The 12,989-nt window shown below is 56.1% G+C and carries 15 protein-coding genes and 1 tRNA gene; 6 read left to right on the top strand and 10 right to left on the bottom strand.

Going from position 1 to position 12,989, the window contains the following annotated elements; translation table 11 throughout:
• Window positions 1–27 precede the first annotated feature (27 nt).
• The 8 genes from P0119_02875 to P0119_02840 form a co-directional block, all read right to left on the bottom strand.
• Window positions 28–741, bottom strand: coding sequence for a pseudouridine synthase (locus tag P0119_02875; protein ID MDF0664998.1), 714 nt, complete (start codon window positions 739–741; stop codon window positions 28–30).
• A 39-nt stretch (window positions 742–780) separates the two neighbouring features.
• Window positions 781–1,710, bottom strand: coding sequence for an agmatinase (gene speB / locus P0119_02870; protein ID MDF0664997.1), 930 nt, complete (start codon window positions 1,708–1,710; stop codon window positions 781–783).
• A 66-nt stretch (window positions 1,711–1,776) separates the two neighbouring features.
• Window positions 1,777–2,346, bottom strand: coding sequence for an arginine decarboxylase, pyruvoyl-dependent (locus P0119_02865; protein ID MDF0664996.1), 570 nt, complete (start codon window positions 2,344–2,346; stop codon window positions 1,777–1,779).
• Between the two features lie 155 nt (window positions 2,347–2,501).
• Window positions 2,502–3,956 carry an aldehyde dehydrogenase family protein gene (locus P0119_02860; protein ID MDF0664995.1) on the bottom strand — a complete coding sequence of 485 codons (1,455 nt, stop codon included), beginning with the start codon at window positions 3,954–3,956 and terminating at the stop codon, window positions 2,502–2,504.
• A 35-nt stretch (window positions 3,957–3,991) separates the two neighbouring features.
• The gene (locus tag P0119_02855) at window positions 3,992–4,264 is read right to left on the bottom strand and encodes a hypothetical protein (GenBank protein ID MDF0664994.1); all 273 of its coding nucleotides are present in this window, start codon (window positions 4,262–4,264) and stop codon (window positions 3,992–3,994) included.
• Window positions 4,265–4,362: 98 nt separating this feature from the next.
• A complete protein-coding gene (locus P0119_02850) occupies window positions 4,363–5,004 on the bottom strand; it encodes a thioredoxin domain-containing protein (protein ID MDF0664993.1) in 642 nt (213 codons plus the stop codon).
• Complete coding sequence (locus P0119_02845) at window positions 5,001–6,107, bottom strand: deoxyhypusine synthase family protein (protein MDF0664992.1); 1,107 nt, start codon at window positions 6,105–6,107, stop codon at window positions 5,001–5,003. Before P0119_02845 ends, P0119_02850 begins: the two co-directional genes overlap by 4 nt.
• A gap of 591 nt (window positions 6,108–6,698) precedes the next feature.
• Window positions 6,699–7,157, bottom strand: a complete 459-nt coding sequence (locus P0119_02840; GenBank protein ID MDF0664991.1) for a hypothetical protein — start codon at window positions 7,155–7,157, stop codon at window positions 6,699–6,701.
• 188 nt (window positions 7,158–7,345) lie between these two features.
• Between P0119_02840 and P0119_02835 the strand changes: the two genes are divergently transcribed.
• Window positions 7,346–7,582, top strand: coding sequence for an antitoxin family protein (locus tag P0119_02835; GenBank protein MDF0664990.1), 237 nt, complete (start codon window positions 7,346–7,348; stop codon window positions 7,580–7,582).
• Between the two features lie 490 nt (window positions 7,583–8,072).
• The gene (locus P0119_02830) at window positions 8,073–8,303 is read left to right on the top strand and encodes a YgiT-type zinc finger protein (protein ID MDF0664989.1); all 231 of its coding nucleotides are present in this window, start codon (window positions 8,073–8,075) and stop codon (window positions 8,301–8,303) included.
• Window positions 8,304–8,455: 152 nt separating this feature from the next.
• Here the strand turns inward: P0119_02830 and P0119_02825 are convergent, their stop codons facing one another.
• Complete coding sequence (locus tag P0119_02825) at window positions 8,456–9,016, bottom strand: hypothetical protein (protein MDF0664988.1); 561 nt, start codon at window positions 9,014–9,016, stop codon at window positions 8,456–8,458.
• A 147-nt stretch (window positions 9,017–9,163) separates the two neighbouring features.
• Window positions 9,164–9,241: transfer RNA gene (locus P0119_02820), tRNA-Glu, on the bottom strand.
• Between the two features lie 229 nt (window positions 9,242–9,470).
• On the opposite strand from P0119_02820, the gene P0119_02815 reads away from it, so the two are divergent.
• From P0119_02815 to P0119_02800, 4 genes are all read left to right on the top strand, one after another.
• Complete coding sequence (locus P0119_02815; protein MDF0664987.1) at window positions 9,471–9,893, top strand: hypothetical protein; 423 nt, start codon at window positions 9,471–9,473, stop codon at window positions 9,891–9,893.
• Window positions 9,894–10,100: 207 nt separating this feature from the next.
• Window positions 10,101–10,634: a hypothetical protein gene (locus P0119_02810; GenBank protein ID MDF0664986.1), complete on the top strand. Its 534-nt coding sequence runs from the start codon at window positions 10,101–10,103 to the stop codon at window positions 10,632–10,634.
• 108 nt (window positions 10,635–10,742) lie between these two features.
• Window positions 10,743–11,174 carry a hypothetical protein gene (locus P0119_02805; GenBank protein ID MDF0664985.1) on the top strand — a complete coding sequence of 144 codons (432 nt, stop codon included), beginning with the start codon at window positions 10,743–10,745 and terminating at the stop codon, window positions 11,172–11,174.
• A gap of 96 nt (window positions 11,175–11,270) precedes the next feature.
• The gene (locus P0119_02800; GenBank protein MDF0664984.1) at window positions 11,271–12,974 is read left to right on the top strand and encodes a glutamine--tRNA ligase/YqeY domain fusion protein; all 1,704 of its coding nucleotides are present in this window, start codon (window positions 11,271–11,273) and stop codon (window positions 12,972–12,974) included.
• The last annotated feature ends 15 nt before the right edge of the window (window positions 12,975–12,989 follow it).

Here is a 12,989-nt window from a genome sequence, read left to right as displayed (position 1 = left end):
CAAGTCCCGATTTCACGATGAGATCCATCACGAGCGAGCCCGTCCCACGGCCCGCAGCAGTCGTTCTCGCTCCTGACTCGTGAGTTCTTTCCATTCGCCGACGCACAGCCCTTCGGCGGTAATGTGCATGATCCTCGTCCGATGCAGCTTGGTCACTCGATAGCCAAGCGCCTGACACATACGTCTGATCTGCCGGTTCCGTCCCTCCGTCAGGGTAATGCGAAACTGATCGGGCTCGACTCGCATCGCCCGACAGGGCTTCGTTGGGCTTCCAAGGATCACCACGCCCCGCGACAGCTGATGCAAAAAGGATTGGTCGAACGGATGATCGACCTGCACCAGGTACTCTCGTTCGTGGCCGAATTCGGCGCGGAGAATCTCATTCACGATGTCGCCATCATTCGTCAGCAAGATCAGACCGGACGAATCCTTGTCCAGCCGTCCGATGGGGAAAATCCGCTGCGGATGTCCGATCTCAGCAATGATATTCCGAGGAATATGCGATTCGCTCGTGGTCGTGACGCCGACCGGCTTATGATACTTGATATAGAGATTCGCTCTGCCCCAAGGCATCACGCGACCATCGCAGACAATGACGTCATCGGACGATACCTGGTCGCCGAGTTTTGCCGGCCGGCCGTTGATCGTGATGGTACCCGACTCAATGAGGCGGTCTGCCTCGCGCCGGGAACAGATCCCATGCTCTGTAAAGAACTTATTGATGCGAATGGGTTGCGCCACGTGAGGACGGGAGCGATGGACCTCTATTACCGACCGTTACTAGACGCGACGGCCGGCCTTGATGCGACCCAGTATACGATAGATCAACCGCGCGATGGAAAACTGCGGCGCCACGAATCCTTCGATGGGAGTGATCTCGCTGACATCCATGCCGACGATACCGGGTCCGTTGGCCAGGGCAGTGATGAGATTGAGGGTATCATACCAGCCGAGCCCACCTGGCTCGGGAGTGCCCAAGGCGGGAACGATCGACGCATCCAGCCCATCGCAGTCGAATGTCAGGTACACGGGCGTTCGACAGGCTGCAACCACATCAGGGATCCAGTTCGAGGCTTTGCCTTCGTACGGGCCGGCTGGATCGAGAATGGCGGCGGCAAAAAACGTCTTGATGCTGGCCGTGGCTTCGATGCGAGCCACCTCTTCCTGGCTGATCGACCGAATACCCACCTGTACCAAGGGTAAGCCGTCCTCCACCACCCGCGCCATGACGCTGGCATGGCTGAACGGATTCCCTTGATAGGCATCTCGGAGATCTCCGTGAGCATCGATCTGCACAACGGTCATCCGCCGGTATCGTTTCGCATGGGCTCGAATCGCTCCCAAGGCACCAGTGTGTTCGCCCGTCAGCGTAATCACAAACCGTCCGGCTCCTACGTGCGGTGAGACGAAGGTTTCGATCGCGTCGACTGCCGCGCGATCAACATTTCCCTTGAGATCCAACGGCGAAGCCGTCGCGATTCCGCCCCATTCTCGAAACGGTTCACACCTGAGCTGCTCGTCGTAGAATTCAACCTGGGCGGAAGCTTCAAGGATGGCTGAGGGGCCACGGTCCGACCCACGGATATAGCTGGAAGTGTGTTCGTAGGGAACCGGCAGCACATAGACACCCGCCTGGTCCGGGTCGCACCAGGGTTCGTCGATCCCCAAAAAATTGTGATTCGGTCCTTCCCAACCGACGGGAAGCGTCATGGGCGTACTTCCCTCGGCTGGGCCAACGGCTGAGGCGGAATGAAGACAGCCAAGACCGGCAAGTCCCTATTTGCGAGAACGGGTGGGCACATTTTCCGGCGGGATGAAGACCGCCAGTGCGATGACCGTGATCCACTTACCCTTTTTTCCGACGGCCGATTGGGTGATGTTCAAGGTTCTCACGATTTTTCCACCCATTTTAAACACCTGCTCGCGCTCTTTCCAGGCCACGTTCGGATCGAATTCGACACCCAGGGTCGTCGCAAGCATCTGCGCTGCGAGATCTTCCGTATACTCTCCGGTCTCCTCATCTGTTTCTCCATGGGCATGGTGTTCCGAGAGATAGCCGTATGTGCCCCGGTCTGTAGGCTTCGCAAGCCCGACCGACGCCGAGATGAGCCGGTTCCGTTCATTCGTTTCCGAACGCGCCATGACGCAAAACGTGATTTCACCCGGTTTCAGCAGCTTCTCTCCGCGCTTCCGAGGGATGATCTTGCAATGTGGAGGAAGGATGGACGATACGCTGACGAGATTGCAGTAGGCCACACCGGCGCTGCGCAACGCCTCTTCGAAGGAGGCCAGCTTTTCCTTGTGGACTCCCACACCTCTCGTTAAAAACATATGCGTAGGTACCATCGTCTCCCCTTTCGTCAGGTAGTCGACCTGCTTGGTTGTTCGGAGGTTATCTGGCGACGTGTTCCAAGGCGGCCAGCTGGACAAAACATCGGGCAAAATCAATGACCGTATCGGGCGCCTGTTGTAGCAAGATTGGACCGGCTTCGCAATATCTTCTAGACACTTTTTTCAGGTAAGTGAGATGGGTCTTTCAGATTCATGATGAGCATCCGTGGCTCCGTCATATCCTCCATCGCGGCACGAACGCCTTCCCGTCCTAGCCCGGAATCTTTCACGCCGCCGTACGGCATATGGTCGGCCCGGAACGTTGGAATCTCATTTGCCAACACGGCTCCGACCTCCATGTGGCGAAAGGCGTAAAAGATCTTGTTGACGTCCTGCGTGAAGATGCCCGCCTGCAATCCGTAGTCCGATTGATTGAGCAGCGCCACGGCATCGCTGAGCTGCCGATAAGGCGTGACCGTCACAACCGGCCCGAACACCTCCTTGCAGGAAACCTTCATGTCGGGCTTCACATTCGACAACACCGTGGCCTCAACAAGCGATCCCGTCCGCTTCCCGCCCAACAGCACACGCGCTCCGTCCGCGACGGCTTCGCCGATCCAGTTCTCCACCCGCTGAGCGGCTGCCTGATCGATGAGGGGACCGATGCTCGTCGTCTCATCGGCAGGATCTCCCATTTTCAGCCGAGCGACATGCATCAGCAACTTGGTCGTAAACACATCGGCGACCGAATGGTGAACGAACACCCGCTGCACCGAAATGCAGGTCTGACCGGCATACCCAAACCCACCTACGGCGCAACGCTGGGCGACAAGCTCAAGATCGGCATCGGGTTCGATGACCACGCCGGCGTTCCCCCCAAGTTCGAGCGTGACTTTTTTCTTTCCACACTTGGCCTTCAACATCCATCCCACCGACGCGCTTCCGGTGAAACTGAGCAATTTGAAACGTGGATCGACCACCATCCGCTCGGCAAGCAAGTTATCGCACGGCACCACATTGAGCCCGCCCGGAGGAACTCCCGCCTCTAGGGCGATCTCTCCAAGGAGCAGGGCGGTCAAGGGCGTTTGTGGGGCCGGTTTGATGAGAATCGGGTTGCCGGACGCGAGCGCCGGCGCTACTTTGTGCGCCACGAGATTGAGCGGAAAGTTGAACGGCGTGATGCCAAGAATCGGACCGATCGGAAAACGTCGAAGCAGGCCAAGGTGCGTATCAGAGCCGGGGGTCCAATCAAGTGGTATCACGTCGCCCGGCATCCGCCGTGCCTCTTCGGCGGCCACCGTGAAGGTTTGGATGGCCCGGCTGACTTCCCGCTTCGCATCGGTGATCGGCTTACCGGCCTCGGCTGTGATGCTCTGTGCAACCTCCTCGCGACGTCGATAGAGCAACGCCGCGATCTGTTGGAGCATATTGTATCGAGCATGTCCGGGAAGCTGCCCCATGGTTGCAGACGCACCGAAGGCGGACGCGATGGCCTGTTCGACATCGGACTCGGTCGCTTGCGCAACCTGAGCCACGAGCTTCCCGGTGAACGGATCTACGACCGAGGCCGAGAGTTCGCCTGATTTCCATTGGCCATGAACGAGGAACGGACGTGATGCCTGCACTGGAAGGCTCGCTGGAGTCTCTGATGAGATTGGTATTAGTCCGCCGCTTCGACCGACGCGGCGGCTTCGACGGCAGGTTGAGCAACCGTGGCTGCTTCTTGTGCGGCAACGGCTTTGGCGATCAATTCTTCCGTGCCCCAATCGCGGATCGCCTCCAAGGTAAAGCCCTCGTAGGTCGACACGCCGTGACAAGACGGACAGTCCGGCATGGGGACTTTTCTGTAGAAGACTTCCGTGAGGCACGACATACAGACCCAGAAGTCGTCATCGCGATGGGAGACGGGCCAGAAGGATTGCATCGAAGCCATATGGACACCTTACCTTAGATTAGACAAAAAAACTATCGTACCTGCGTACCGATGTCAACATGAAGCTCGAAGACGCACTCCGCTCCGGCGCAGTTCTGCTATCTTTTGTCGCTTGCCAGAAGTCGATCGATTTCTTCTGCGAACATCTCGAATGGAAATGCTCCAGGGATCGCAACCGCCGGCTCTTTTTCCGTCGGCTCGGCAGCCGTCCGTACAAGGATGAACCCAGGGGTTCCGTGAAACCCCCACTGGTTGGCTTCCTGGCGATCCTCGAAAATCAGCTTCGTATACCGCCCGTCGCTCATACAACGTTCAAATGCGAGTCGATCTAAGTTCAATGCCGCGGCATGTCGTAGATACACCTGCTTGTCGAGTTGCCCCCCTTCGGAAAACAACCGATCATGCATTGCCCAATACTGACCTTGGGCACCGGCACATCGCGCCGCCACCGCCGCATCCAGCCCAGCCCCTTGGTCGCCACGCGGAAAATCCCGGTAAACAAATCGCACTTTCCCGGTATCGACGTACTGAGCCTGGATCCGTGGCCAGGTCCGTTTGAAAAATTTCAAGCAATACCCGCACGTGAAATCGGAGTATTCGATCAAGGTCAGAGGTGCATTGGCCTGTCCTCGCATTCGGACATCGGCTTCGGATGCATTCCCGCCGAATACCGACGACGACCATAGGAGGCCGCTGCAAACCATCACCTGAACCCACCGTTGTCCAGTCGTCCAGTTCATGAACGGCGACCCACACCTGCTCGCTTCTTTTCGAGAAGCCCCATCATCAACAAAGGCCAGACGACCGTCGCATCGCTCAATACTTCGGCGAATCGCCCACCATCCTTCGGTGTCACGAATTTCCCCCAGGACAATCCTTCTTGATAGGTACAGCCGCTGAGCCCCCCCCAGTAGTCCGGTTCGGGGCAAATTCTGACTCCATAGTAAAACCGAGGCGGCTTCACGTTCAGGCCCAACCGAAGATTACCGATTTCAATATACGGACCGACCTGTTGCGCCCAGTTCCGTGGGACCCCGCCTCCGATCGTGAAAATTCCGAGTCGTTTAGCGGAGAGGACATGGTCGGCATAGCTGTTGAGATCGAGGTACGGATTGAATGACGGACAGGATTGATGGATGGTTCGTAAAATGTCCAGATCTCTCCCCTGCCCTGCCTGCGATCGGGCTCGATCAACCTCACGGGCCATCGCCCACGTTCCCATGTCCAGTCCCACTTCCGAATCAGTGAAAGCCGGGATATAGACCGGTACCTTCTTCAAGTAGGCGCTCTTGAGGATTCCGTCGCCGTCTATTTCTTCCGCCAACGTTTTTCCCAGCTCTCTCGTGAGGACTTCCGACGAAAGCGGTCGATCATGATCGAGACGCTTCAGGGTGTGCGCGACAACGTGCTCCACATAATTCAAATTCGCTTCCATCTCGAGCGTGTCGTAGACGCGATTGTACCCTTTCTTGAAGAGTTCTTCGTCGCTCATCGAAGGATCGTGTCGATAATGCGTCTTGCCGACCGACTCACTGAGACCATGGGCCATCAACGCCCCGGTGGAAACGATGCATTGCACCATGCCTTCATCGATCATCCTCGTAATAATCTTACCCATCTTGGCGATCGTCATCGCACCGGACAACGTCATCACAACCTGACAGTCAGGGTCTTCGATCATCGCCCCGAGCACATCGAACGCCTTGCCGACATGCCGTCCCCCGAACGCTGTTTTGCCCATGGCCTCAAGCAAATCGCTGAACGAGGTGATCTTGTCGGGATCGAGCGGTTCGAGCGCTTCCAATCCGTCTTTTGCACCGTCACGAAATTCGCGTGGATACATACGATCCTCTGAAAAATTCTAAGTCTGCATTTGGTTATACACAACCAAGAACAGAGGCGTCAATGAAAGGTTCCCACGTTCGGACAAAGTCACTGGCTCACAAGAGTTGAATGCGAGGACTCTCGCGCGGCGATCGTAACGCATCCGCAAGCAGTGGATCGGCAGCGAGTGCAGCGATCGCCGTGAACGATTGGAATAGTGGAAAGAAACTGCCGGAGGTGTTTATCCTTCCGCCACAATTACAAGCCGCCGGTACGAACAAGCTTGGTTTGGTCCACAACGAGATTCGAACCCGTGTTTCAATTCGACTGAGACTTCGCCATTTATTTTTGCAAGCCTCGATGATTTACTTGGTGTCAGAAACGGGTGCGACTACAACCTGAATCGCAATCAGGGGGCCTGGGCCGAATATTAACAAGTGAGAAGAGAACAGTTGGCTTCGCTTGACCGGACAGCCTCTGCCAGTTCGTAAGTGGCGCCAGGCAGTTTGGGCCTGTGCAGCTCTGTGCCGTGCAAGCAGGCTGTCACAGTGTTCGACATCGGGCGGGCGCCCTACAGAGACAAAGGAGTCCTCCCCTTAACCGTGTCCCTCTACCTTATTGATGGGTCACGGCTCAATTCCTTGACCAATGGATCAGCACTCGGCGTCGCCGGACCCGCTCCATAAATGGCTCCACCGTAGGGCGCAGTCGGGGATCCTGACGATTCTTTCGGGGAGTAGTTGCTCGATGAACCGACCCCGGAGTCTGCCTTCTGGTCGGTCTTGTAGTCGGATCGTGTGTCCTGTCGAACCCCCTGCTCCGATTGCCGCATTGGATTATTGTACGACGATTGATCATTGCGGGGGATACCTGTGTCGTCCACGGTGTGGATCAACTGGTCCCACTCCAGCTGGCCTCGATCCATTAAACGGTGGTCGATCCAAGGTTTGGGGTCAGCCAGAGACTGGATGCCGTCCACCGACCAGGCCCCGGCAAGGCTCTGGGAATGGTTGACTGCTCCGGTTGCCGCGAAGATCGCCAAGGCTGTCAATACGTATTTCTTCCTCATGACATCCTCCTTATCCACGTATCGTTGAACCGCCCGCTTCTACCATGACATCGTAGCGCACATGATTGCACGACTACAAGAAGGCCCCTATGCTCCTGTAGCAGATTTGGCCTGCTGCCTCTCTCCGTTTCCTTTTCCCACGAATTAGGATAGGATTGCCTGGTGATTTTCTCGCAGGGGTGACGACCATGCGCCAGACCATCAAAGCGCGGTACCACGATGGCGTGCTGCAACCGCTGGAACCACTCGCCCTTGCTGATGAGGCTGAGGTACAGGTGACAGTGGACACTGAAGTGGCGGTGAGTACGGACGAAATTCTGCGACGAGCGGCGCAGGTCTATCGGGGTCTGACGGTCGACCAAATCGCAGAGGTGGAAACCGTTGCCCTGGATCGACGTCAGTTCTTCCGTGAGCCCGCAGCCTGATGTCTCAGGCTGCCGCCCTGCTCGATACCGATATCCTCTCCGAGCTGCTAAAGCAACACCCACAGGTCACACACCGGATACGTCTCTATTTGGCCGAACATGGCCGGCTCACGTTCTCCATCATCACCCCCGGTACGAAATCCTGCGCGGTCTCAGAGTTAAGCAAGCTCGAACGCAAGAGGCCGCCTTTGACGCGTTGTGTCAGGGCTGTGTCATTCTCCCCCTGACAGACCGTATCATTGACCGTGCGGCCACACTGTACGCAGAACTCTATCGGCGAGGCGCATTACTGCCTGATGCGGATCTGCTCATTGCCGCAACAGCACTCGACGCACAACTCAGAGTCGTCACGAATAACCTCGCCCACTTTCAGCGAATTCCGAATCTAGTCGTGGAATCGTGGAAATAGGAAGGTACGGACCCGATCGGCTAAACAGGCTATCGATCTTTTTATGCGAGAGGCGGATAATCGGCGACGGAGGAAAGTGCGATGACATGTGTCATTTGTACGCGCGGCGAGGTCAGAGCGAAGAAAGTGGAAGCGGAAATCAAGATCGGGAATGATCACCTTTTGGTGACTGTGGACGCCGAGGCCTGCCCGCAATGCGGGGAGGCGTACTACTCCGCAGACAGCATGCGTCGATTGGAACAAGTGCGGGAAGACTTTGTACGCAAAGCGATCACCCCGCCGGCCGTAGGACGGGTGTACCAACTGACGTAACGGTCACCGTCCCGCGACCATCGGCAATGGCTCTGGGTCGAGCGAGCTTGGCTTAGTCCCAACGGGATTCGAACCCGTGTTTGAATTCGACGACGAATTCGCCATTTATGATCGCTGGCTTCGCCAATTTTTTCCCAAGTCGGGTCGGTTCTTCACCTTTTAGTCTGTAACTCCACGTTGACGAGTTTTATTTCTGAGAGATCCGTGAGCCGCGGACACCACCGTGTGCCGGCACGCCACAAGGCCGAGTCCAGTTGGTCGTAGATCGTCCCTGGGTGCTCATAGTGAATGCCGTAGGCATGTGTGGCCGCACGTCGACACGGGAACACGAACGACTTCGTCACGTCGTCGGACTCCACCTCGAATCGTGTCACGGTCAAGTCGAATGTGAGCCGGATCTTGAACCAACAATGCGCATGATGGTCGTCGACCTGCATCGATTGCTGATAGCACTGCAGCACATCACGGACGGTCACCATGGTCAACGACGTATTTCCCGAGAAGACCTCGGCTCGCTTGTCGAGCACCAAGGCCTTTGCTAGGGACAAGGCGTGTCTTACTTGAATCGGGTTGAGGAGGTCGAAAGCCGACTCATAAATGATGATGTTGGGATGTACCTTGAATTCGCGTAGGGATCCCCGCTTGGCCAACTCGAGGTTCCAATAAAAGTCCACGGCCGGGGACTGGCGGAAGCGAAAGGTCACGAGGTTCATATTCAATCCCCGTTACCACGGTTAGATGAATTTAGAACCTTCAGAAAGCTACTGGGTCACGGTTACTCTAGACCCCCTTAGGTTTCTATCCGGCGGCGTTGATTGCGATACTTCTCGAAATAGCCGCCGGTACGCGCAAGCGAGGTTTGGTGGTCCCAACGGGATTCGAACCCGTGTTTAAGCCTTGAGAGGGCTCCGTCCTAGGCCAGGCTAGACGATGGGACCGTTCCAGAACTGTCCGAAAGGTGGACCGTAGCATAAGCGGTTTTCCGTTTGCAACGAAGCGCCGGCGACCCACGTAGGACTTTGGGAACGATTCTATGCTTGCGATAACACATGTATTCGGCCTATAAGACAGGTTATTGTGCCGGTCGAACTACCTGAAGAAGCCTGATAGGCCCTATGAGCGAGACCTCCCACGATGAGGTCTCCTCACATACTGGTCGCTTTATCCATGATTAAAGACAGGGCTCCGGACATACTCAGCCGCTCGGGACTGGTTCTTCTTCTGAGTGGCGCGACTGTTCTCTTGGTAGGTTGTGCGAGTTTTATGGGAAGCGGAGCGTCAACGCTGCATTGTCCGGACTCAGTCCAGGCCAAGGTCAGTGCGGCGCAGCCAACCGTTCATGTCTCATACACGGAACCATCGTTTACCTTAAAGGGCAATCCCCTTGTAAGCCTCGCGAAAACGAGCATCTACTACGATCTGGGTAATGGGCGTACACTTGCCAAAGAGGTACCGGCAACGCGATCATCTGGAGGTGGGGAAATTTCCGAGACCATCACGGTTGCGGTGGCATCCAAGGATGCCCAGTCCGTAAAGATTTGCGTCACGGCAACCGATCGCGATGGAAATGAAAGTAGGATGACCCCCTAAGCGCACCCTGCTCCAACGCGTGGAAGGGCTCTTTGGGCACATCCGATTGGGCCGTTCGTATGGGGCCATAATATATGGCTCCGGCCGCACTGAACGTTCTTGACAGAAAAGAGCAGAAGGCCTAGCTTGACTGATGTTTGATGAAGCTCCATATGCTCTGCATCAACTCCACACGACCTGCGGAACATCACGGTTCGAGGTTGTCCCATGGATGATCCGGTGGCATTCCGTCGGACCGAATCCAATGGTCGTACGGCAACGGCGGGAGTGCCATTTAAACCAGGACTCGCGCTTGGGATCGGATCCAACATTTTTCGAAACACCAACGGCATCGTCAGGATTCATGGGAAAGAGCAACTCGTCATTGAGGTACAACCTGAGCGAGGACTGCTTCTCACTACCCTCGATCTCTACAACGAGCGCTGCATCCGTATCGCACACCTGCGTAGAAACATTCTCACATTGAACGACAGCGGACGATTTGCCGCCGATGTTCCGCTCGGTCAAAGTCTTTCGTCAGTTGATGCTCCTACTGTTCTGGTGACAGATATGCAGTCTGGTCATGTCGTGCTCGAAGTGCGAATGACATCGGAGTATCGAGTCGACCTCACCTGGGCAAAGCTGTACTCGCACAAGGGAATGCCGGTGGAGATCACCCCCCACTACTGCCGGATCGGCTCAGGCACGACGCTGTTCAGAAACATCGTGGAAGCTCGCGGCGGGCCGGTCATTCTCGATTGACCCGGCTCGTTTTTCACAGAGTCTCCATCCCCGCTTTTTCGATAACTACCGTCTTCAAAAAAACAAGAAGGGGTTGCCCTTATGCATCCTTTCTCTAGAATAGCGACTATGACCGAGATCCCAAAACCTACCGTTCAAGCATTTCTCGTCTGCGATCACGTGATCGAGGACAGCCTCACGAAAAAGAAAAGCCTGATCGGAATCTTTACCCACCTACAGGCCGCCACCTTCCCGTTCCAGCATCACCAGATGGGCCTCTACTTCTGCCTCACCGATGCCGAAGGCCTGTACCATTTTGACATCGACTTGATCTACCTGAACACCGAACAACTGGTCTGTCGGGCCACGCTTCCCAACATCGGGATCGGCGATCGCCTCCAGATTTCAGACTTCGGGATCAACATTCCCCTGTTGATCTTTCCAGCACCTGGTCGGTATGAATTCCGGCTGCGCATGGAGGGCCATCTCATCGCCCAAAAAGATTTCAACGTCATGCCGACGCCGATGTCGAACACGTCCGGCACTGATCCCTCTACGTAGCCTTTTCCCATTCCTCCCGTCAGACCGTCTATGGTAGAACTTGAGTCTGGACCTCCCGTCCACACATGACCGTGCAAAGGATTCACGCAAGACTTCATGAGCACACCGGAGTCCTCGACTGCTTCCAATTTCATACGAGATCTCGTGGCAGCCGACCGTGCGGCAGGCAAACATGGCGGACGGGTCGTCACGCGATTTCCGCCTGAGCCCAATGGATATCTCCATATCGGTCACGCCAAGGCCATCGTGCTGAATTTTGGGATCGCGATTGAGACTTCCGGAGGGATCTGTCACCTAAGATTCGACGATACGAATCCTACCACCGAAGACCCCGAGTATGTCCGAGCCATTCAGGAAGACGTCCACTGGTTGGGGTTTGATTGGCACGACAGGCTGTTCTACGCCTCGGATTATTTCGAGCAGCTCTATGCGTTCGCGATTACCTTGATCAAAAAGGGCAAAGCCTACATCGACAGCCTTACAGCAGATCAAATTCGTGAACATCGTGGTACTCTCACCGAACCAGGCCGTGACAGTCCTTATCGGACCCGATCCGCCGATGAGAATGTAGATCTCTTGGCCCGCATGCGAGCAGGAGAATTTGCCGACGGAACCCATGTCCTGCGCGCGAAAATCGATATGAGTTCCCCAAACATCAATCTACGAGATCCGATCCTCTATCGAATCCGGCATGCCACCCACTATCGGACAGGGAGCGCATGGTGCATCTATCCCTCGTATGACTTTGCTCACCCGTTGTCTGACGCCATCGAAGGAATCACGCACTCCATCTGTACGCTGGAGTTTGAGGATCACCGCCCCCTCTACGACTGGGTCGTTGCCGAAGCCGACAGTCCCCATCGCCCACAGCAAATCGAATTTGCCAGACTGAATCTCACCTCCACTGTGATGAGCAAGCGCAAGCTTCTCGAATTGGTCGACAAGAAGTTGGTGGGCGGCTGGGATGATCCACGCCTTCCCACCTTGAAAGGCCTCCGGCGACGAGGGGTGACTCCCGAAGCGATTCGCGCCTTTTGCGAGCACATCGGTGTCGCGAAGCGCGATGCAATCGTCGAGATGCAGCTGCTCGAACACTTCATTCGAGAGGACTTGAACAAACGGTCACCACGCGTGATGGCAGTGCTCCGACCGTTGAAAGTGGTGCTCGACAACTATCCGGACGGCGTTGTTGAAGAGCTCGATGCCGTGAATAATCCAGAGGATGTCTCAGCGGGAACGAGAAAAGTCCCCTTCTCGAAAACACTGTACATCGAGCAGGATGATTTCAGGGAAGACCCACCGAAGCAGTTCTACCGCCTCGCGCCCGGCCGGGAGGTCCGGCTGCGCTATGGATACATCATCAAGTGTGTAAGCGCGACGAAGGACCCTCAGACCGGTGCGGTCACCGAACTGCATTGCACCTACGATCCTGAGACCAAAAGCGGATCGGCACAAGAACAGCGCAAAGTGAAAGCCACCATTCATTGGGTGTCGGCCTCACATGCAGCCACGGCAGCCGTCCGTCTCTATCATCCCCTTTTCCTCGATCAGGCCAAACTTCCGGCTGAACAGGATTGGACAGGGTCGTTGAACCCTCAGTCGATGGAACTCCTCACCGACTGCCTAGTCGAGCCAAGTCTTCGCTCGGTCGCCCCCGGTTGCCGCTTTCAATTCGAGCGGCAGGGCTACTTTTGTGTCGATCCCGACTCATCATCCGGCGCTCTGATTTTCAACCGAACCGTCTCTCTCAAAGATACCTGGGCCAGGGTTGAGAAAGCTCGGCAAACACCCCCGCGTTGATGTAAACGAGCGTTC

Source organism: Nitrospira sp., from assembly GCA_029194665.1.
Classification (GTDB): Bacteria; Nitrospirota; Nitrospiria; order Nitrospirales; family Nitrospiraceae; genus Nitrospira_D.
Note: the sequence above shows the minus strand (reverse complement) of the source record. Positions and strands in the feature narration are given on the sequence as shown.